Below are 20,351 nucleotides of genomic sequence, written 5' to 3'. Positions count from 1 at the left end.
AAAACAATTTCAAGCTTGAAATTTTCTGGCTTGAAATTCTTCCGCCGCGCGTAAAGATCACAAGCATGGAACTTGTCATCGACCACATGCCGGGCTGGGTACGCCTGACCCTCAACCGCCCCGCGCAGAAGAACGCGCTGAACACCGCGCTGCTGGCGGCGCTGGTTGATGCGCTGGCCGCCTGCGCGGCAGACCCGGCCTTGCGCGTCGTGGTGCTGACCGGGGCTGATGGCAACTTTGCCGCCGGCGCCGACATCACCGAGATCGAGACGAAGACGGCCGCCGAAGGGGCCATTGACCCGCGCAAGGCATATTGGGCGGCGATCCGCGCTTTCCCGAAACCGATGATAGCGGCTGTGGATGGCTTTGCTTTGGGCGGCGGGTTTGAACTGGCTTTGATGGCCGATCTGATGGTGCTTGGGCCGACAGCGCGGGTGGGCTTGCCAGAGACCAGCCTTGGGCTGATCCCCGGCGCGGGGGGCGGGCAACGGCTGATGGCACTTGCCGGGCGCGCGCGGGCGATGCGGATGGTTCTGAGCGGCGAGGTGATCGACGCGGCCACGGCCTTTGACTGGGGTATCGCCTCGTATCTGGCCGATGGCCCCGCGCTGGAGATGGCCGACGTGCTTGCCGGACGACTGGCCGGGCGGGCGCCCTTGGCCTTGATGGCGGCCAAGGCGACTCTCTTGGCGGGTGAGGAAAAGTCGCTGGCTCTGGACGTGGAGCGCAAGGCGTTTGAGCGTCTTCTTGACACCGACGACAAGGCCGAAGGTATCAACGCCTTCCGTGACCGTCGCAAACCGGAGTTTCGGGGTAAATGACCATCGGGATCATCGGCCTTGGGGCGATGGGCCTTGGTATCGCGCAGGTTTATGCGCAGGCGGGGCATGAAGTCCTTGCCACTGATGCAAATGCTGAAGCCCGCGGCAGTGCCGCCGCGCGCCTTGCCCGGTCGCTTGACGCCCGCGTGGCCAAGGGCGCGATGACGGCAGAGACGCGCGATGCGGTCCTTGGCCATCTGCGGGTGGCGGACCGGATCGAAGACCTTGCCCCCGCTGATCTGGTGATCGAGGCGGTGGTCGAGCGGCTGGATGTGAAGCAGGCGGTCTTCGCAGCGTTGGAAGGGCTTTTGTCCCCCGATGCCGTCCTTGCCACCAACACTTCATCCCTGTCGGTCGGGGCCATCGCAGCCGGGCTTTCGCGGCCTGACAGGCTGTTGGGTCTGCACTTCTTCAACCCGGCCCCGGCGATGCGGCTGGTCGAACTGATCCCCCACCCCACCACCGCGCCCGATGCGTTGGCAAAGGCGCGCAGCCTGACCGAAGCTGCGGGCAAGACGGTGATCCAATGCGCCGACCGTCCCGGCTTCATCGTCAACCGCTGCGCGCGGCCCTACTATGGCGAGGCGCTGGCCCTGCTGAGCGAGGGCCGTTCGGCGGCAGAGATTGACGCGGCGATGGTGGCGGCAGGCTTTCCGGTCGGCCCCTTTGGACTGATCGACCTGATCGGCGCTGACATCAACCTTGCCGCCACCGAAAGCCTTGCCGCCGCGATGGGCGACCATCCGCGCTATCATGTGTTCCCGGCGCTGAAGGCGCAGGTCGCAAGTGGCAATCTGGGGCGCAAGACGGGGCGCGGCTTTGTCTTTCCCGATCCCCTGCCCCCCGCGCCAAGTGATGCAGCGGCCATCACCCTGCGGATCGAGGCGGTGCTGGTGAACGAGGCTGCGTGGCTCTTGGCTGAAGGCGGCACGACGGCCGAGGCCATCGATACCGCGTTGCGACTGGGCCTGAACTTTCCGCGCGGGCCGTTTGCGATGCTGGCCCAGCATGGCCGGGACGCCGTGCAGACCACGCTTGCCGCTCTTGAAACCGCAGCACCGCCCGGCCTGAAAGGACGCTACCTGCCCGCACCGGACCTGCGCCCATGACCGGTGTCTTTCTTTGCGCCCACCGCCGTACGCCAATCAGGCGCCCGAAAGCGTGCCGAAGCTGACAGTCAACCGCCCATGTGCAACTGGGCCTGATCTGGTGATCGACGAGGCGCTGGCGGCGCCGGCCAGGGCGTTGCCTTGGAGCTGTTTGCCATCTGGCGTTGCGTCATTTGGCTGAACCACGGCCGGGGTCAGCCCAAGTCCAGCAAAAGGGCTGCTCAGGGCCGCCGATGGGTGGCGGCCACGCGTGAGATTTCCTCATAGATTCCGGACAACAAGTTCAATGTCCGCGTCGCCTCGGCCAATCGGTCGGAAAAACCCGGCACGCCCGCGACCGCCTGCAACAAAAGACGCCGCCGCAGCGCGCTATAGTCATCGGTCACCCGGCGGCCTTCCTCGGTCACCTCATATGTCACACCAGACCGCCCCGCCCCTTGGCGCAGCACCAGCCCCGCGCCGATCAGCTTGCGCAGCGAATACTGGATGTTCGGCACGTCATCGCGGTTGGTCAACCGCGCCAGATCCTTGATCGTCTTGGGCCGTTCATTCATCCGGATGATGTGCAAAAGCGCATTCTCCGGCCCCGTCGCCGCCAGATCACAGACCGAGGCAAGGCACTCCGACTGCCAGCGACCGAATCCCTCGAACGTGCGCATCAGGGCGAATTCGAGTTCCGTCGTATCCACCTCGACCGCGCTTTCAGCCAGATGCCAGTGCCAGTCCAGCCCGCGCGTCCGGTCCACGGACCCTGCAACATTTTGAGATTGATTGTCTTTTTTCGCCATTCGCTTCGCCCCTTGCTGTGCTGACCTTGGCCCTACAGAACCGTTGACGCAAATGGATTTTACGATAGACTTTCAAGCATAAAATACTTTTAAAAATCCAACAGGGATCAACCAACATGACACAACACCCGATGCTCTCGGGCGATCGCTTTCGCTTGGGCACTTTCTCGACCAACTGCTCTTCGGGCATGACACCCACCAAGGTGCCTGAGCGCTGGGTGAACAGTTGGGACAACAACCTGAAACTGGCGCAGATGCTGGATGAGGCCGGGATCGACTTCATGCTGCCGATTGCGCGCTGGATCGGCTATGGCGGCGAGACGGATTTCCATGGCGGCGTGCTGGAGACGATGACCTGGGCGGCAGGCCTCCTGGCGGCAACAAAGAACATCGCGGTGTTCGCCACCATCCACACGGCGGCAAATCACCCAGTCGTGGTGGCCAAGCAGATCGCCACGATCGACCAGATCGGCCACGGCCGCGCGGGGCTGAACATCGTCGCGGGCTGGAACAAGCCGGAGTATGAGGCGCTTGGCCTCACCCTGCCTGACGACCACGAAACCCGCTATGGCTATGCTCAGGAATGGTTTGATCTGGTCTGCAAGCTTTGGACATCGGACGAGCATTTCGACTGGAACGGCAAGTATTTCAAGGCCGCCAAGGTGAAGGGTGACCCCAAGCCGATGCGCGGGACGGTGCCGATCATCAACGCCGCCGGCAGCCCCCAAGGGCGCGAATTCGCCACCGACAACGCCAACTTCCTCTTTACCCCAGCCATCGACCTTGAAAGATCGAAAACCGAAATCGCCGATCTGAAGGCGCAAGCAAAAGCCAAGGGGCGGGACGTCAACGTGCTGACCTTCAGCCATGTGATCTGCCGCCCGACAGAGGCCGAAGCCAAGGCCTATGCCGATCATACCGCTGTCCAGAACGCCGATACTGATGCGGTGGACAATCTGGTGCGCCTGCAATTCGCCCATGCCCACAGCTTTCCCCATGATCTTCTGGCGCAGATCAAGCACCTCTTTGCGCTGGGCCACGGAGGATTTCCCCTGATCGGCACGCCGGATCAGGTGGCAGATGGTATCTTGAAGCTGCATGCCACTGGCTTTGCCGGGACCACGCTTTCCTTCGTCGATTATGTCGAGGAGTTCCCCTATTTCCGCGATACGGTGCTGCCAAAGCTGGCAGCCGCCGGGATCAGGTGAAGGGAAAAGGAATGGCCGAAGAACCGACAGGCAAGGATTTCCGCGATGCGATGCGCGCCTTTGTGGGCAATTGCAGTGTGATCACCGTGGGTGACGGCGAGGAAGCCTCGGGCCTTGTCGTGACTTCGGCCATCTCGCTTTCCGCCGAGCCGCCGCTTTTGTTGGCTTGCGTGAACCGGACGGCATCAAGCTATCCGCTGCTGGAAACGTATGGGCGGTTCGGCTGGTCTTCGCTGGGCGCAAGCCATCAGGCGGTGGCCGAGCGGTTTTCCGGCTTTGGCGGGGTCAAGGGGCCGGACCGCTATGAGGGTGCAGAATGGGAAACGGCGGTTACCGGGGCGCGGCTCCTGCAAGGCGCACCTACTGCTTTTGACTGCACGGTCGAAGAGATGATCGACCGTGCCACCCACTCCATCGTGATCGGCAGGGTGCGGGCGATCCGCACCACCCCCGGCGCGGGGGCGCTGATCTACTGGAACGGCGGCTTTCGCGCCTTGGAAGGCTGAACAACAAGAAAGGGGGCAGCGATGCCCCCTTTTGCCGATTGAAACGTCAGGCCGTCCCGTCAGGCAAAACTGCGGATTGTCTGGATTGCCCCCTCCAGCGCCTTGCCGTCCTCATCCTTCAGCGCGGCTTCGCGCAGGCGGCGGCACCAATCCGCAGCATCTTCGCGCGCGGTAATGGCGGCAGTGGCCTCCAGCACGCGGTCGAACTTCGAATGGCCGCGGGCATGAGTATCGGAATAACCCTTGATCAGGCGGCGGCAGCGGATCAGTTCGACCGCCAGATCGTAATTCGTGGCGACATGGCTCAGGGCATGGTCCAGCCAACGCGCCAGATGCCCCTGTTCCTGCGCATGACGCAGGCTGCGCAAGCGCCAGCCGCGCAAGCCGCCGATCACATGCAGCGTCAGGAAGGCCCACAGGCTATCGGTCCGCAACCGGCGACCCTTGTTGAACCAGCGGTCCAGCCGGGCCATCCATTTCGGATCAGCCTCCAGCCGCGCGCCCAGTCTTGCGGGAAAAAGGCCCACGATTTCCTCGGCCCTTGGGTGGAAGAACTCGGTCAATTGCATGACATTCGCATCCTTCACCCGCATTTCCTTGCGGATGCGGTCAAACCGGCGGCCCCGGGTTTTCAGGTCGGCAACGCGGATGATGTCGTCATAAGCCATGGCGTTGGCGATATACTTCGCCGCCTCACGCGACAGCACCCAGCCATGGGCGGCATCATCCCGCGCCATCACCTGCGCCAGCCGGTCCAGATAGGCAGCGCCATAGCGCAGGTCTTGAAAGTCCACGACCTTGCGCAACCCCGGCAAGGCAAGCTCGGCCACCGGGGCGGGCAGGGCCGCGACCCGTGCGGCCAACCTGTCCCATTCGGCCATCAGCCGGGCCGGGCCTGACACACCGGGCGCGGGCCGGGGCGCATCCTTTGGAGCTGACGCCTGATCCGGCGGGTTCGCCGCCGTCTCGAACGCCGCGCCAAAGGCCCGGAGCGAGCCCTCAATCCCCTTGCCCCCGGCCCGAATGGCGGCCTCGAATGCCGCACGCGGAAAGGGCAGCGCGCCCGACCCGGCCAAGGCACCGAAGAGCGAGGCCGAAATCACCGACCCATTCGCAAGCGCCAGCGCGTCAAAATCCGCCGCAATGAAGCGTCGCGCGGCAATCTCGGCCGCCGCCATGACCTCAGCGCTTGAGGCAATGCCATCCCCCGGCACCATCTTTTCCGACACCGCCAAGGCCCGGTGGGTAGAGGCGATCAGCGTGGTCCGATCCGGCGTGACAAAGCCCCGGATGATCGACCGCCCGGCTTCCATCATCTCGGCGGCGATCATGATGTCCACGTCACCCGGCGCGGGCATCAGTGAGAAGACCGGCACCGGGTCTCCTGCGCGGTGCGGGGCCATTTCGACATAGTAGACCGTGGCCCCGGTGCGCTGAGAGACGCCCGCTACGGATGTCGCCTGCGCGGCAAAGCCCTGCGACCGGGCCAGATCCTCGATCCAGCCGGTCAGCACGCCGCCGCCCTGCCCGCCCACAGCAAGGATCGCCAGCTTGATGATCCCTGACAGGCGCGGGTCGGCGGTGCCGTGGCCAAGCTGGTCGGAAAGCGTTTCGTGCAGCGTCATGCCTGCCCCTCAAAGCTCAGCCGGCGCGCGGCGCGGCGGGATTGCAGCCAGCCGATCACCCGGGCGCGGAAGCGGGCCATCCACGCCTCCCAGGCCGAGGGGTTATGCACCACATCGGCCCGGTAGAAGGACGGGCAAAGGACGGCGGCATCCGCCACCTCGCCACAGTTGCCGCAGCCGACGCAAGACTGGTCGATGCTGGCCACGGGGTCGTCGCGCAAGGGATCGTCAAGCTTCTTCAGTGACAGCGACGGGCAACCTGACAGCCGGATACAGGCGTGATCGCCGGTGCAGACGTCTTCATCGACGCCGAAACGGGGGGCCTCGACCCGGCGGCCCTCCCTGATCGCCTTCTGTGCCAAGGGTTTTTCCCGGCGCTGCTTGTTCAGCATGCATTCCGAGGAGGCGACGATGACCTTCGGCCCCGGAGTGTCGGTGGTCAGTGCCTCACGCAACACATCGCGCATCCGGCCCACGTCATAGGTGTTGTCCACCTGACGCACCCAGTCGATCCCGATGCCGCGCAAAGCCTTGGTGATCGGATGCTTCGTCGCCTTGGTCGGATTGTCGGCACGGCTGGACATGATGTCCTGCCCCCCCGTCGCGGCGGAATAGTAGTTGTCCACGATCACCGCCACGCCATCGGACTTGTTGAAGGCCATGTTGGTAAAGCTGGACGACAGCCCGTTATGCCAGAAGCCGCCATCCCCGATGATTGACACCGGGCGGCGTTCCCCACCGCCATCAAAAGCCGCATTGGCGGCGGGACCAAGGCCATAGCCCATCGTCGCGCCGCCGATTTCAAACGGCGGAAGTGCTGCGAAGAGGTGGCAGCCGATATCGGCACTGATCTGCAACTTGCCGGTTTCCTTCTGCACCAGCTTCATCGCGGCGAAGATCGGCCGTTCCGGGCAACCGGTGCAGAACCCCGGCGGGCGGATCGGCACGGTCTTGGTCAGGTCGGGGATCTGCGGGCAGTCCTCATTCGGGGCGCGGACCGTGGCGGGCAAGAGGTCCGGCGCGGCCGCCTTCAGGAAAGCGCCGATCGCGTCCAGCATCACCTGCCCGGTATATTCCCCGGCCATCGGGAAGATATCCTTGCCCCGCAGCCTGACCGACGAGTCGGCGCGGTAAAGGAAGGTTGTCAGCTGCTGTTCGATGAATTCCGGTTGGCCTTCCTCGATCACCAGGATCTGGTCCTTGCCCTCGCAGAACTCCAGAAACTCCGATGCCAGAAGGGGATAGGTCACGTTCAGCACATAGAGCGGAACGTCGGTACTGCCGTGCAGATCGGCCAGCCCCAGCCGTTGCAGCGCCCGGATGACGCCGTTGTACATGCCGCCCTGCACCACCAGCCCGACCGGGGCCGTCTTCGGACCAAAGACCTCGTTCAACCCACGCTCGCGGATGAAAGTTTCGGCGGCGGGCCAGCGGTTCCGGATCTTGTCCTGTTCGTGCATGTAGGACATCGGCGGCAACACGACCCGGGCGAAATCGGACTGCGGGTTTGACAGGGCTTCCCTTACCGAAAGCTTCGGGCGCCGGTTGTCGCGGGTCTGAAAGCTGCCGGTCACATGGCAAGACCGGATGCGCACCATCAACATGACTGGCGTATTCGAGGCTTCGGACAGTTCAAACCCGTCCTTCACCGCCTTGGTGATGGAAGGAAGGTTCGGGCGAGGGTCCAGAAGCCAGAACTGCGATTTCATCGCGAATGCGTGGCTGCGTTCCTGCATGATGCTGGAACCCTCGCCATAATCTTCGCCCACGATGATCAGCGCGCCACCGTTGACACCAGAGGAGGCAAGGTTGGCCAGCGCATCAGAGGCCACGTTGACCCCGACTGACCCCTTGAACGTGACCGCGCCCCGGATCGGGTAATGCACGGATGCCGCAAGCATCGCCGCCGCCGCCGCCTCGTTCGCGTTGGCCTCGAACCGGATGCCAAGTTCGGTCAGCAATTCCTCGGCATCTGCCAGCACGTCCATCAGATGGCTGATCGGCGCGCCCTGATAGCCGCCGACATAGCCGACGCCGTTTTCCAGAAGCGCCTTGGTGATCGCCAGAATCCCCTCGCCGGTGAAGGTCTGGCCGTCCCCCAGCCGCAGGTGTTCCACTTCCGCCTTGAAGGACCGTTCAGCCATGATCAGATCTCGTGCTTGCGGATGTTGGTCAGCATTTTCTGAAGCGTTGCCACGAAGGCGCGGCGTTCGTCGTCGGGGATGCCACGGAACATGCGCGACTGCGCCTCGGCCATGCGGGGCCAGAGGGTTTCGAAAGCGACCCGCCCAGCCTCGGTGATGAAGATCCGGGTCGCACGACTGTCGGCGCTGTCGGCTTCACGCCGGATCAGCCCTTCGGTCGCCAACTGATCCAGCGCGCGCGACAGGGTGGATTGTTCAACCACCGAAAAGACCGCGAGTTCGCGGATCAGCGGGCCTTCGATCACCGAAAGCACCGCCAGCGCGCGCATCTTGGGGGTTGTCAGGCCAAGCCCGGCCATTTCATCTCGCAGACTGGCGTTGTAGCGGCCCATGATGCGGTTCATCAGATAGGGCGCGAAATTGGTCAGCCCGATTTCTCCCAGACGCGGCGGGCTGGCAGGCGGGCGTTCAGGGGGCGATTGATCGGTCATGCGCCCAGCCTTTTTGCCGCAAGGAAGCCCGATCCGCCGCCCAGCCCCGGCCCGGGGTGGGTCGAGGCGCCGATGTGGATCAGCCCGCGCACCAGCCCGACGCCATTGGTCGAATGGGCATAGGGGCGGAAGATGAAGAACTGGTCGATGCTGCAAAGCCCGCCATAAGGGTCACCGCCGACAAGGTTGATATTCATCGACTCAAGATCGGCCGGGGAATAGGCGCGGCGGGCCAGCTTGATGCTGTCGAAATCCTTGATGTGCTGGCGCAGGATGGCTTCGATCCGGTCGGCAAAGGCTTCGCGGCTGACCTCGGACCATGTGCCATCGGTGGCAATCTCTCCCGCCGCATCGCCCTTGACCACGCGCGGCGCGTCGGGGATTTGCAGCCAGAGGATCGCCTTCCCGTCAGGGCAGCGTGAGGGGTCAAGCCGGTGCGGCTGGCCCACGCAGATCGTGGGGGTGGCGGGCAGCATCCCCCGCTCTGCCTCGTTCGCGGATTTCGAGACGGAATCGATCCCATCCGCCAGATGGATCAGCGCCACATCCTCCAGCCCCGGCGACAGCCATTCCGGCTGGCGGTCCAGCGCGTAATGCAGTTGGAAATTCCCCCGTCCGTGGCGGAAGGACTTCGCCGCCGCCTGATCTTCCGGCAGGTTCACCTCGCGCAGAAGCCGGCCCTGCAACTGCCCCGGTGCGACCGAGGCGAGGACGGAGGGCGCAAGGATTTCCTCGCCCGAGGTCAACGCCACGCCCCGCACCCGGCCCTTGGTCACCAAAATCCGGTCCACATCCGCGCCACAGCGGATTTCGCCGCCCTTTCCCTCGATCAGCGTGCGGAACGCCGCAACTGCCCGGCCCGAGCCGCCCTTGACGATCGGCGCCCCCGCCGCTTCCAGCGCGAAGGCGATGACCTTGCCCATCTGGCCGGAATAGGTGCTTTCCGGGGTCAGCCCGGTGTGCAACACCCACGGCGCGTAAAGCGCCTGCACGAGGGGGCTTTGATAGCCCGTCTCAAGCCAGCCCCGCGCCGGGGTCAGCGCGGTGCCGAACCATGCGGCAAGCCCACGCAAGCCGCGCTTCCGCACCTGCCCCCACAGCAGCTTTGCCGTAGGCCATGACCAGAGCGAGCCGCCCAGAAGCGAGAAAAGAAAGGGTGCATCGGCCTCGATACTGCCGACATCCGCCGCATGCCGGTCCCCATCGCCGGGTGCCAGCGCGTTGAAGGCGGCGATGTTCTTCGCCCGGTCGGTGGTCAGCACCAGCGCCTCGCCGTTCGGGCGGATCACCGCCGTCGGGTGGGGCGTGTGGCAATAGTCGAACCCGTGCCGGGCAAGGTGGGGGCCAAGCGCGGCCCCCGCCGGTGAGGTCATGAACAAGACCCATGTCGCGGCCATCACGTCATGATGAAACCCCGGCAGCGTGATCTCCTCGGTGCGCAGGCACCCACCGGGGGTGGCCTCACGCTCCAGCAGCAGCACGCGGTCGCCCTTCAGCGCCAGAAGCGCCCCGGCGACCAGCGCGTTGATCCCGCTGCCGATGATGACGTGATCAGGCCGCACCGCCTAGCCCTTCGGCACCAGCGCCAGCGCCCGGATTGGCGAGCCCGTACCCTGCTTGATCTTCAAGGGGGCGGCAATCAGGATCGCCCCCTTGGCCGGCAGCTTCGACAGGTTGGCAAGGCTGGCAAGGCCGAAACAGTTGTTCTTGTGCAAAAGGTTATGCGCCGGGAAGGGTGGCGTCATGCCGCCCGCCTGCCCCGCATCGGTGCCGATGCACTGGCTGCCCCAGCCGACAATGCCCTTGCCGATCAGGTATTCGATGACCTCGGCCGTCGGTCCCGGCGTATGCGGGCCGGTCTCGTTCGCGTTCAGGAACAACCCTTCGTCATGCGCGCGGCTGTCCCAGTCGGACCGCAGCACGACCCATTCGCCCGCGTTGATCGCGCCGTGCTTGGCCTCCCACGCTTTGACATGGTCGATGGTCAGAAGAAAGTCCGGGTCCGCCGCACATTCGGCGCTGAAGTCCAGCACGTTGACCGGGGCGACCAACCGCTGCACGTCCAGCGTATCGGTATAGCCGTCGGCATAATCCTTGCCGGTGATCCAGTGGTGCGGCGCGTCGAAATGGGTGCCGGAGTGTTCGCCAAGCTCCAGCCAGTTCCAGGCCCAGAACGGCCCGTCCTTGTCATATTCGCTGATCCGGTGGATCTTGATCGGCGGGGTGTCCTTGGCGAAATCTGGCGGCAGCTTCAAGAGCGGCGTTTCCGGGCCAAGCACGCCCGAGCAATCCACCACTTCGATCCCGCCCGAGGCGAGCATGCCCGCCAATGAACTCAAGACGCTTGCAGAGGTCATCTTATTCTCCCTGTTGGCCAGACCATCCCGGCACTGATCCGCGCGCCGGTTGATCCGGCACCTCTGGAATCAAGCTAGACAGATTTAAATGCATTTGCAAATATCACTGCGACACTCTGTCAGGAAACGGGTCTGGGGACACATGGCCGAAGGTTTCGATGCAGTCCTGATCGGGGCGGGCCACAACACGCTGGCCGCGGCGCTGCACCTTGCGGCGAAAGGCTGGCGCGTGGGCGTGTTTGAACAGTCCACAGTCGCGGGCGGTGCGGTCAAGACCGGGGACTACACCCTGCCCGGCTTTCGCCATGACTGGGCGGCGATGAACCTTTCCCTCTTCGCCGGAAGCCCGTTTTTCAAGGCCTATGGCGAAGAACTGGCCCGCCACGGCTGCGCCTTCGTGCCGGTCAACCGCCCGTTTGCCTCGTCTTTCGCGGACAGCACTTGGGCGGGGGTGTCCACCGACAAGGTAGAAACCCTGGCCTCGATCCGCGCACATTCGGCCAAGGATGCGGCGGCCTGGGAAACCCTTTGCGCGGGCTTCGGGGCCGAGGCGCCGCATCTTTTCGGGCTTCTGGGCGCCCCGATGCGGTTTCGTGCGCTTGCATATTTCATGTTCAAAACACTTCGTGCCAAGGGGGTGGGCGGCACGCTGGACATGGGGCGGTTCCTTTTGTCCTCGCCCCGCGCATGGCTGGAGGAGACGTTTGAGCATCCCCATGTCCGGGCCATGCTGGGCGCCTGGGGCATGCATCTGGACTTTGCCCCCGATGTCGCGGGCGGCGCGATGTTTCCCTATCTGGAAGGTATGGCAGGCCAGGCCTTCGGCATGTTGATCGGCCAAGGCGGGGCCGATACGGTGACGCGGTCGCTGATCGCGGCCATCGAGGCGCGCGGTGGCGTGGTGGAAACCAGGGCCAAGGTCGCGCGGATCCTGCATCAGGGCGGCAAGGCTTCGGGCATCGAGCTTCTGGATGGTCGCCAGATTGCTGCCCGCCGCGCGGTCATTGCCGGGGTTGCCCCACGCGCTTTGCCCCGGCTGACCGGCGGCACGACACCCGCGTTTGACCGAAGCATGGAAGACTTTCGCCATGCCCCCGGCACGATGATGATCCACCTTGCGATGGACGCCCTTCCCGACTGGCGCGCGGGGGCGGACCTGCAACGTTTCGCTTATGTCCACATCGCGCCCAGCCTTGACCAGATGGCCCGCACCTACCAACAGGCAGCGGCCGGGATGTTGCCCGACGAGCCGATCCTTGTAATCGGCCAGCCCACCGTCTATGACCAAAGCCGCGCGCCTGATGGCAAACATGTCCTCTGGGTGCAGGTCCGCATGGCCCCCGGCACCGTCAAGGGCGACTCGAAAGGCGAGATCACCGCGACCGACTGGGCCGAGGCCGCCGCCCCCTTCGCCGACCGCGCGCTGGCGATCCTTGAGACCCATGCCCCTGGCACAAAGGCGAAAATCCTTGGCCGCCGTATCGTGACCCCGCTGGAACTGGAGGCTGACAACCCGAACCTTGTCGGCGGTGATCAGGTCTGCGGCAGCCACCACCTGTCACAGCACTTCCTGTTCCGCCCCGCCCGCGGCCATGCCGATGGGTCGACCCCGATCACCAACCTGCACCTGACCGGTGCCGCCGTGTGGCCCGGTGCGGGGACAGGGGCGGGGCCGGGCTTCCTGCTTGCCCGTCACCTTGCCGGAAGCTGATCCAAGACGACCACAAACCAACAAGAAACCAACAGGGAAAATGACCATGAACCTCAACCGCCGCAGTCTTCTCAAGCTGTCCGCTGCCACCATGGCGGCGGGCACCATCAGTCTGCCATCCTTTGCCCAGGCCATCGACGAGCTGGTGATCGCCTATAACGTCAACTTGCCATCATGGGATCCGACCGTCGGCCCAAGTGCTGTGAACCCGACGATCCAGGGGCTTTATCAGTCGGTCTTCGACCAATACATCCTGCAACAGCCAGATCTGTCGCCCGCGCCCGGACTTCTGACCGAATGGGGCTGGAACGACGACAAGACCCAGGTCTGGATGACCGTGCGTGAAGGCGTGACCTGGCATGACGGATCGCCCTTCACCGCCGAGGATGTGGCCTGGAACCTTGCCCGTGTGGCGAACCCCGAAACCGGCAGCCCGATCCAGTTCGTCTGGGGAACGCTGGCCAACCACCGCGTTGAAGGCAACCGCGTCATCGCCGATGTGGCGCAGTTCGACCCGACGATCTTCAAGTGGATGTATTTCCTGACCGGCTATGTCTTGCCCAAGGCTTACTATGAAAAGGTCGGGGCCGAAGGCTTCGAGGCCGCGCCCGTCGGCACCGGCCCCTACATGGTCGAGAAGTTCGAGCGCAACGCATTTGTCCGACTGAAGGCGAACGCGAACTACTGGGGCGGCAAGCCCGATTTTGATACCGTGACCATCAAGTTCGTCCCCGACGCCGCCGCCCGGGTGGCCGAAGTGGAGAGCGGCAACAGCCATGTCACGCTGGAAATGCCCTATGAGGAATATGACCGTCTGAAAGGTGGCCCCCTTGCCGGCGTGGCCGCGCCGATTTCCGACATCGGGATGATTTTCCTGAACGATATCGAGGTGATGACCGACCCCAACGTCCGGATGGCCGCCGCCCATGCCATCGACAAGCAGGCGATCATCGACCGCTTGCTGTCGGGCTATGGCGTCAAGATCGACTCGCTCCAGACCCCGGAATACGATGCCTTTGATGCCTCGATCACCGTGGCCTATGACGAGGCAAAGGCCATCGAGCTTCTGGCGGCCTCGGGCTATGGTCCCGACAATCCGGTGAAGTTCAAGATCCAGACCACCCGCGGGTTCAAGCCCAAGGATTACGAGATGGTGCAGGCCATCGTTGGCCTGTGGCGCCGGGTCGGGATCGAGGCGGAAATCGAGGTCTACGAGATCGCCAAGCATTACGAACTGCGCGCCGCCGACCAGCTTGCCCCGGCCGCCTTCTACAACTGGGGCAATTCGGTCGGTGATCCGACGACCTCGACCGGGTTCGCGATGTTCGGCCCAAGCCCGCACAGCGTGTGGGATGGCGAGGATCTGATCGGCATGATCGGTCCCTTGTGGGGCGAGGCGGATGAAGCCAAGCGGATCGAGGGCTGGAAGGCGGTGGACAAGTATATCGCCGATAACGCGCTGGTTATTCCGCTGCTGCAATATGTCCAGCCAATCCTGCACGCGCCGGGCGTGGTGGTGACCCCGCATGCCTCGGGCTCGCTCTTGCCGCATCTGATGAAGCGGGCCTGACGCGTCGCGCTTGCGGAAAGGCCGGGGGGTTTTGCACCCCCCGGACCCCCCGCAGGATATTTCTGGACAGATGAAAACAGGGCGATCCGCCCGACCTGGGGCCAATGCCGTTTTTGCGCATTCTTCTTTTGCGGTTGCTGACCACCCTTGTCACGCTGGCGGGGGTGGCGGTGATCGTGTTCTTCGTGATCCGGGTTGTGCCGGGCAACCCCATTGCGATGATGCTGCCCCCGGGCGCGACTGACGAGGACATCGCCCGGCTTTCCGCGCTTTACGGGTTGGATAAACCCCTGATCACCCAGTTCGGCATCTGGCTTTCTGGGGTGATGCAGGGGGATTTCGGCACCTCGATCACCACGCGCCAGCCAGTGCTGGGGCTGGTGCTGGGGCGGCTGCCGGCGACGCTGGAGCTGGCGATCATGGCCCTGGTGATGGCCGTTCTGATCGGTGGGGCTGCGGCATTGATCGGCACCCGTGGGCGCGGCACACGAACGGAAGGAGCGATCGACGTGGTCAATGGCATGGCCCTGTCGGTGCCGGATTTCCTTTGGGGGCTGGTCCTGATGCTGGTCTTTGGGGTGCTGTTCCCGGTCTTCCACATCTCGGGGCGGGTGACGCCATCACTGGACTTGCCCTTCACGACGAATTTCTACCTGTTCGAAAGCCTGATCCGGCTGCGCTTTGATCTTTGGGCCGATCTTGTCGCGCATATGTTCATGCCTGCGCTGGCACTGGCGATCCCGCTGGCGGCGATCATTGGCCAGCTTCTCAAGCAAAGCCTGAAGGAAACCATGAACCTTGACTACGTCACCCTGGCCCGCACCAAGGGCTACGGCGAGACGCATGTGATCATGCATGAGGCGTTACGCAATGCCGTTCTGCCGACGCTGACGCTGGTTGGCGTACAGTTTACCTTCCTGATTGGTGGGACGGTGATCATCGAGCGGCTCTTCTCCTATGAAGGCCTTGGCAACATGGCGATTGACGCGGTGATCAACCGTGACCTTCCGCTGATCCAGGGCATCGTGATCCTGTTTGCGGTGATCTTCACCGCCGTGAATCTGATTGTTGACCTGCTTTACACCGTGTTGAACCCAAGGTTGCGCCATGCTTGACGCCAGAGTGTTGGATGGGCGCTCCATGGTCCGACGCCGCGTGGGCGTGCGGCTGTGGTTGTCCGCGCTCTGGCTTGGCGTGCTGTGTCTCGGGGCGCTTCTGGCGCCGTGGATCGCGCCGCATGATCCTTTGGCGCAGGATCTGTTTCTGGGCCGGATGCCGCCCATCTGGGTGGCGGGGGCTGAGCCGGGCTACTGGCTTGGCACCGACAGTCTTGGCCGTGATGTCCTGTCGCGCCTTCTGCATGGCGCGCGGGTGGCGCTTCTGGTGGCGCTGGCAGCAGGCAGCATAACCTGCCTGATCGGGGCAACGCTGGGCCTGTTGGCCGGGTTCCTGCGCGGCTGGGTCGATCTGGTGATCTCGCGCCTGATCGACATCTGGATGGCCTTTCCGCCCATCCTTTTCTCCATCCTCCTCATCGCCGTCCTTGGCCCCAGCCTGACCTCGATCATCATCGCCATTGTGGTCATAGACTGGACCCGCTTTGCCCGCGTGGTCCGGGCCGAAGCGATGGCGCAGGGCGCGATGGACTATGTCGCCTCGGCACGCGTGGCCGGGCGCGGGCGGGTTGGCACCATGCTGAGGGAAATCCTGCCGAATGTGCTGCCCACAATCGTCGTCCTTCTGACGCTGGAGATGGGCATCGCCGTGATAGTCGAGGCGATCCTCAGTTTCGTGAACCTGTCGATCTCCACCGACGATCCCACCTGGGGCGGGATGATATCGGAAGGCCGCACCTCCATTCATCAGGCATGGTGGGTGCTGGTCTTCCCGCTGATCGCCCTGTTCCTGACCGTCCTTGCCTTCAGCCAGCTTGGCGAAGGGTTGAAGGACCGCTTCGATCCGGTGCTGAGATGAGCTTTCTGTCGATCCGCAACCTGTCGGTCCGGCTGAAGAACGGCCCGCCCCTTCTGCGCCGGGTGTCGCTTGATGTCGCGGCAGGCGAGGTGCGCGGCCTTGTCGGCGAAAGTGGCGCCGGCAAGTCGATGATCGGCAAGGCGGTGCTGGGTATCCTGCCGCCCTCTGTCCAGATCACCGAAGGCGAGATTTTCCTCGACGGCACCGACTTGCTGCGCCTGCCGCCAAAGGAAAGCCGTCGCCGCATCGGCGCCAGTTGCGCGCTGATCCCGCAAGATCCTCTGACGGCGTTGAACCCCAGCCACCGGATCGGCCCGCAGATCACCGACCGGCTTGTCGATATCCTTGGCTGGACCCGCGCCAATGCCGACGCACGCGCCCGCGACCTGCTGGCCGAGGTGCAGATTGCCGATCCCGACCGGGTGCTGCGTTCCTACCCGCACGAACTTTCGGGTGGCATGCGTCAGCGCATCCTCATCGCCTCGGCCTTCGCCGCCGAGCCAAAGCTGATCGTGGCAGATGAACCGACCACCGCGCTGGATGTGACGGTGCAAAAGCAGATCCTGCGACTGATTGCCGGGATGCAGGCCCGCCACGGCACGGCGTTGCTCTTTGTCACGCATGACCTTGGCGTTGTGTCCAAGGTTTGCCAGCGTCTTTCGGTGCTTTACTCAGGGTTGGTGGTCGAAGACAGCACGGTCCCCGAGTTCTTCGCCAGCCCGAGCCATGCTTATTCCGCCGCGCTTCTGGCTGCGACGCCGAAGTACACCGATCCTGACGCCGGTCTGCACCCGGTGCCTGAGGCGGTGGTCAACGCTGTCCGCGCCGAAGTCGCCGCCTTTGACCGGGGGCCGGCACATGGCTGACCTTTACACGATTGAAGACCTGCGCCTGTCGCTGGCCGACATGACGGCAAAGCCGCTCTTTGGCCACGCCCCCAGGATCGAGATTCTCAAGGGCCTGTCCTTCACGATCCCCAAGGGCGCCGTGGTCGGCATCGTCGGCGGCTCGGGTTCCGGCAAGTCAACGCTGGGTCGCGCGCTGGTGCGGCTGCTGGAGCCCTCGGGCGGGTCGGTTCGCTTTGACGGGCATGACATCACCCACCTGTCAGAACCGGCTCTGCGCCCGCTGAGGCGGCGGTTCCAGATGATCTTTCAAGACCCGATGTCCTCGCTGAACCCGCGCCAACGAGTTGGCACCATCATCGCCGAACCCCTTCGCCTGCACCGGATGGACGCCATCCCTGACCGCGTCGCCCGGACGCTGGGTCACGTCGGTCTGCCGCAAGCCTTTGCCAGCCGTTACCCGCATGAGTTGTCGGGCGGCCAGCGCCAGCGCGTCGGCATCGCCCGCGCCATTGCGCTGGAGCCGGATTTCATTCTGGCCGATGAAATCGTGTCGGGGCTGGATGTGTCGTCACAGGCGCAGGTGCTGAACCTGCTGGAGCGGCTGGTGGCCGACCTGGGTCTGACGCTGGCCTTCATCAGTCACGACCTTTCCGTTATCCGCCGCCTTTGCCAGCGGACCATCGTGCTGCATCAGGGACAGATTGTCGAAGACCGACCAACCGCCGATCTGTTCGCCGATCCCAAGGCCCCCTATACCCGTGAACTGCTGGAGGCGATCCCGCTGCCAGACCCCGCTCAGGTCTGGGTCTGAGGCCCGCCGACCGGCCGTCGTTCCGGCGCGTCCGACGCCATCAGGCTTTCCAGCTTGGCCTTCACCTCATCCGGCCATGGCATCGAAGTGTGCTTGTCCAGCCAGCTTGCGGCCAGCACCTGCGTGACCGACCAGCGGTGTTCATCCCCGCAATGGATCGTGTGCTGCAACCCGACCGAGGATTTGCCGACCTTGGTCACCGTCAGCCGGAAGGTCAGCTTGTCGCCAAAGAACGACGGTTTGGAAAAATCGCAGGACAGATGCACGGTGGGTGTCCCCCAGCGTTCCTTCCAGATGATCTCGTGCCATGGCCAGCCGATATGCGCCCAGAATTCCTCGACCACCCCGTTCAGGATGTTCAGGTAGGCCGGGTAGTAGGCCGTGCCGGAAATGTCGCAATCGCCGAAATGCAGCATCCTGTCGGTCGTGAAGCAAACGGTCATCCTGTTCTCCCCCTTGGCTTGTCCAAGCCTTGCCGGATTTGGCGCAAGGTCAAGGGTCCGCGCAGCCGATTTCTGCATGCCCGCAGCAACGGAACTTTGGCAAAGGCCAAAAGTCTGCAAACGGACCCTTCCAGTCCACCACATGATGAGGGTGACCGTCCGGCGCCACCTCGGGTTCCCATGGCTGCGCTTTCAGGTCGTCTGCCACTTATCCCAAAGCCGCGGAGATGAATGCGCTGAACACCTTTGCAGGGCCGGACAGCGGGCGGGCGTTCGACCATGTAAGCCCGACATCCATCGACGGGATCGGCTCAATCGTCTGGCGCTGCTCGATCCTTTGTCCTTCAAGTGACCATGGCCGGTAGACCATGTCACTCAGGATTGTCACCCCCAAACCCGCCGCCACCATCGATCGCACCGCCTCTACCGACGACGTCGAGAAGACGATCTTCGGCACAAGTCCGTAAGTGTCCCAATACCTGCCGGCTGTCCGGCTGGCTTCGTCCACGGTCAGCATCACATAGGGTTCCTGTGCAAGATCGCGCAGGCTGATCTGGGGTTCGGACAGCAATCGGTGATCCGATGGCAGCCATACCCGCCGACGTGACCGGAACAACGTCTCGGAGGCAAGATCGCCGGTGTTTGCAAGGTTTGACGTCAACATGACCGAAAGGTCCAGACCGCCGGACACCAGCGCGTTTTCGATCGCGGGGCGAGGCTGTTCGGACAACTCCAGAGCAATGCCGGGATAGAGGCGCCGGAAGGCGGCATAGTGCCGCGCCATGAAATACCCGGCCACGGTATAGGTCATTCCCAGACGCAATCGGCCAATCACCCGGCTTTCTTCACCCAGGGGGCTGCGCGTGGCTTCTTCCACCGCCGCGATGATGGCCTTGGCCCGTGACAGGAACCGCGCGCCTTCTGGCGTGACCGAAACACCCTGCGCCGTTCGCGACAAAAGACGCGCGCCAAGATTTGCCTCAAGCCCCTGAATACCCGCCGTCACGGCGGACTGCGAAATGTTGAGCTCCATCGCAGCGTGGCTGACCTGCCCGGTCTCGGCTGCCGCAATGAAATAGCGAAGTTGGCGGATGGTCAGGGACATTGTGCGGCTATCTGTTTTTTCGATATCGTAACTCAATAATTCGAATTTGCAATGACGGCGTCCGGGGGCGAACCTGAGTCTGGATCGATTAGCTGCTGGGGGTGCGATGCCGGTCACAATCAATTGCGACATGGGTGAAAGCTTCGGGCTTTGGCGGATGGGTGATGACGCGGGGATGATGCCGATGATCCACATCGCCAACGTCGCCTGCGGATTTCATGCCAGCGATTTCGACCACATGCGCGCCACGGTGCGGCTGGCGAAGCAGCATGGGGTCAAGGTTGGTGCTCATCCCGGTCTGCCCGACCTGCAAGGCTTTGGTCGGCGCGAGATGAAGGTAGGCCGCGAAGAACTGGCCAACTGCATCATCTATCAGATCGGCGCGCTTTGCGGTTTCCTGAAGGCCGAGGGGATGGAGTTGAACCATATCAAGCCGCACGGCAGCCTTTACGGCATGGCCGCGCGGCAAGAAGAGATTGCGCAAGCGGTCTGCGATGCGGCGGATGTGTTCAAGGTGCCGCTTCTGGGCATGACCGGCACCTTGCACGAAAAGATCTACCCGTCGCGCGGTCACGGGTTCGTTGCCGAATTCTACGCCGATCTGGAATACCGCCCCGACGGCAGCCTGATCGTCACGCGTGAGCATGACGCCAAGGATCCCGCCCTGATGGCCGCGCGCTGCCTTCGCGCGATCACCGAAGGCAAGGGAACGGCGACGGATGGCTCGGACATCCCCGTGCGCTGCGATTCCATTTGCATCCACTCTGACACACCGAACGCCATCGACATCGCCCGCGCTGTGCAGGCCGCTGTCCAGCCATACACCTGAGAGGATTTCCC

19 protein-coding genes are annotated in these 20,351 nt (G+C 63.9%); 11 read left to right on the top strand and 8 right to left on the bottom strand.

Going from position 1 to position 20,351, the window contains the following annotated elements; translation table 11 throughout:
* Positions 1 to 65: 65 nt before the first annotated feature.
* Both QUV21_RS09795 and QUV21_RS09790 read left to right on the top strand, forming a co-directional pair.
* Complete coding sequence (locus QUV21_RS09795) at positions 66 to 821, top strand: enoyl-CoA hydratase-related protein (protein ID WP_300854596.1); 756 nt, start codon at positions 66 to 68, stop codon at positions 819 to 821.
* Entirely contained in the window at positions 818 to 1,930 is a 1,113-nt protein-coding gene (locus QUV21_RS09790) for a 3-hydroxyacyl-CoA dehydrogenase NAD-binding domain-containing protein (protein ID WP_300854595.1), read from the top strand. Before QUV21_RS09795 ends, QUV21_RS09790 begins: the two co-directional genes overlap by 4 nt.
* A 221-nt stretch (positions 1,931 to 2,151) precedes the next feature.
* Here the strand turns inward: QUV21_RS09790 and QUV21_RS09785 are convergent, their stop codons facing one another.
* The gene (locus tag QUV21_RS09785) at positions 2,152 to 2,676 is read right to left on the bottom strand and encodes a winged helix DNA-binding protein (protein ID WP_300854594.1); all 525 of its coding nucleotides are present in this window, start codon (positions 2,674 to 2,676) and stop codon (positions 2,152 to 2,154) included.
* Between the two features lie 158 nt (positions 2,677 to 2,834).
* Here QUV21_RS09785 and QUV21_RS09780 point away from each other — a divergent pair, with 158 nt between their 5' ends.
* On the top strand, positions 2,835 to 3,926 hold the full coding sequence (locus tag QUV21_RS09780) for an LLM class flavin-dependent oxidoreductase (RefSeq protein WP_300854593.1): 1,092 nt from the start codon (positions 2,835 to 2,837) through the stop codon (positions 3,924 to 3,926).
* A gap of 11 nt (positions 3,927 to 3,937) precedes the next feature.
* The gene (locus QUV21_RS09775; protein WP_300854592.1) at positions 3,938 to 4,432 is read left to right on the top strand and encodes a flavin reductase family protein; all 495 of its coding nucleotides are present in this window, start codon (positions 3,938 to 3,940) and stop codon (positions 4,430 to 4,432) included.
* Positions 4,433 to 4,491: 59 nt separating this feature from the next.
* On the opposite strand, the gene QUV21_RS09770 is transcribed toward QUV21_RS09775, so the two are convergent.
* From QUV21_RS09770 to QUV21_RS09750, 5 genes are read right to left on the bottom strand one after another with little or no spacing between them, the layout of a single operon-like run.
* Entirely contained in the window at positions 4,492 to 6,057 is a 1,566-nt protein-coding gene (locus QUV21_RS09770) for an indolepyruvate oxidoreductase subunit beta family protein (RefSeq protein ID WP_300854591.1), read from the bottom strand.
* Positions 6,054 to 8,201, bottom strand: coding sequence for an indolepyruvate ferredoxin oxidoreductase subunit alpha (locus tag QUV21_RS09765; protein WP_300854590.1), 2,148 nt, complete (start codon positions 8,199 to 8,201; stop codon positions 6,054 to 6,056). Before QUV21_RS09765 ends, QUV21_RS09770 begins: the two co-directional genes overlap by 4 nt.
* Positions 8,202 to 8,203: 2 nt before the next feature.
* Positions 8,204 to 8,692 (bottom strand): MarR family transcriptional regulator, encoded by a 489-nt coding sequence (locus QUV21_RS09760; RefSeq protein WP_300854588.1) that lies wholly within the window; start codon positions 8,690 to 8,692, stop codon positions 8,204 to 8,206.
* Positions 8,689 to 10,254, bottom strand: coding sequence for an NAD(P)/FAD-dependent oxidoreductase (locus QUV21_RS09755; protein WP_300854585.1), 1,566 nt, complete (start codon positions 10,252 to 10,254; stop codon positions 8,689 to 8,691). Before QUV21_RS09755 ends, QUV21_RS09760 begins: the two co-directional genes overlap by 4 nt.
* A 3-nt stretch (positions 10,255 to 10,257) precedes the next feature.
* Entirely contained in the window at positions 10,258 to 11,049 is a 792-nt protein-coding gene (locus QUV21_RS09750) for a cyclase family protein (RefSeq protein WP_300854583.1), read from the bottom strand.
* Between the two features lie 142 nt (positions 11,050 to 11,191).
* Here QUV21_RS09750 and QUV21_RS09745 point away from each other — a divergent pair, with 142 nt between their 5' ends.
* The 6 genes from QUV21_RS09745 to QUV21_RS09720 all read left to right on the top strand — a co-directional run bounded on the left by QUV21_RS09745 (position 11,192) and on the right by QUV21_RS09720 (position 17,963).
* The gene (locus tag QUV21_RS09745) at positions 11,192 to 12,760 is read left to right on the top strand and encodes an NAD(P)/FAD-dependent oxidoreductase (protein WP_300854582.1); all 1,569 of its coding nucleotides are present in this window, start codon (positions 11,192 to 11,194) and stop codon (positions 12,758 to 12,760) included.
* 46 nt (positions 12,761 to 12,806) lie between these two features.
* Entirely contained in the window at positions 12,807 to 14,330 is a 1,524-nt protein-coding gene (locus tag QUV21_RS09740; RefSeq protein ID WP_300854581.1) for an ABC transporter substrate-binding protein, read from the top strand.
* Positions 14,331 to 14,434: 104 nt separating this feature from the next.
* On the top strand, positions 14,435 to 15,445 hold the full coding sequence (locus QUV21_RS09735; protein WP_300854580.1) for an ABC transporter permease: 1,011 nt from the start codon (positions 14,435 to 14,437) through the stop codon (positions 15,443 to 15,445).
* Positions 15,446 to 15,470: 25 nt separating this feature from the next.
* Complete coding sequence (locus QUV21_RS09730; protein ID WP_300854579.1) at positions 15,471 to 16,304, top strand: ABC transporter permease; 834 nt, start codon at positions 15,471 to 15,473, stop codon at positions 16,302 to 16,304.
* A complete protein-coding gene (locus tag QUV21_RS09725; RefSeq protein WP_300854578.1) occupies positions 16,301 to 17,170 on the top strand; it encodes an ABC transporter ATP-binding protein in 870 nt (289 codons plus the stop codon). The genes QUV21_RS09730 and QUV21_RS09725 overlap by 4 nt, the downstream gene beginning before the upstream one ends.
* Complete coding sequence (locus QUV21_RS09720) at positions 17,163 to 17,963, top strand: ATP-binding cassette domain-containing protein (RefSeq protein WP_300854577.1); 801 nt, start codon at positions 17,163 to 17,165, stop codon at positions 17,961 to 17,963. Before QUV21_RS09725 ends, QUV21_RS09720 begins: the two co-directional genes overlap by 8 nt.
* Here the strand turns inward: QUV21_RS09720 and QUV21_RS09715 are convergent.
* Together QUV21_RS09715 and QUV21_RS09710 are read right to left on the bottom strand one after the other, a co-directional pair.
* Positions 17,948 to 18,406 carry a thioesterase family protein gene (locus tag QUV21_RS09715; RefSeq protein ID WP_300854575.1) on the bottom strand — a complete coding sequence of 153 codons (459 nt, stop codon included), beginning with the start codon at positions 18,404 to 18,406 and terminating at the stop codon, positions 17,948 to 17,950. The genes QUV21_RS09720 and QUV21_RS09715 overlap by 16 nt on opposite strands.
* Positions 18,407 to 18,614: 208 nt before the next feature.
* The gene (locus tag QUV21_RS09710; RefSeq protein ID WP_300854574.1) at positions 18,615 to 19,511 is read right to left on the bottom strand and encodes a LysR family transcriptional regulator; all 897 of its coding nucleotides are present in this window, start codon (positions 19,509 to 19,511) and stop codon (positions 18,615 to 18,617) included.
* 106 nt (positions 19,512 to 19,617) lie between these two features.
* Here QUV21_RS09710 and QUV21_RS09705 point away from each other — a divergent pair, with 106 nt between their 5' ends.
* Positions 19,618 to 20,340: a LamB/YcsF family protein gene (locus tag QUV21_RS09705; protein WP_300854571.1), complete on the top strand. Its 723-nt coding sequence runs from the start codon at positions 19,618 to 19,620 to the stop codon at positions 20,338 to 20,340.
* Positions 20,341 to 20,351: the final 11 nt, after the last annotated feature.

The sequence above is a fragment of the Tabrizicola sp. genome, assembly GCF_030373185.1.
In the GTDB taxonomy this organism is placed as follows: Bacteria; Pseudomonadota; Alphaproteobacteria; order Rhodobacterales; family Rhodobacteraceae; genus Tabrizicola.
Note: the sequence above shows the minus strand (reverse complement) of the source record. Positions and strands in the feature narration are given on the sequence as shown.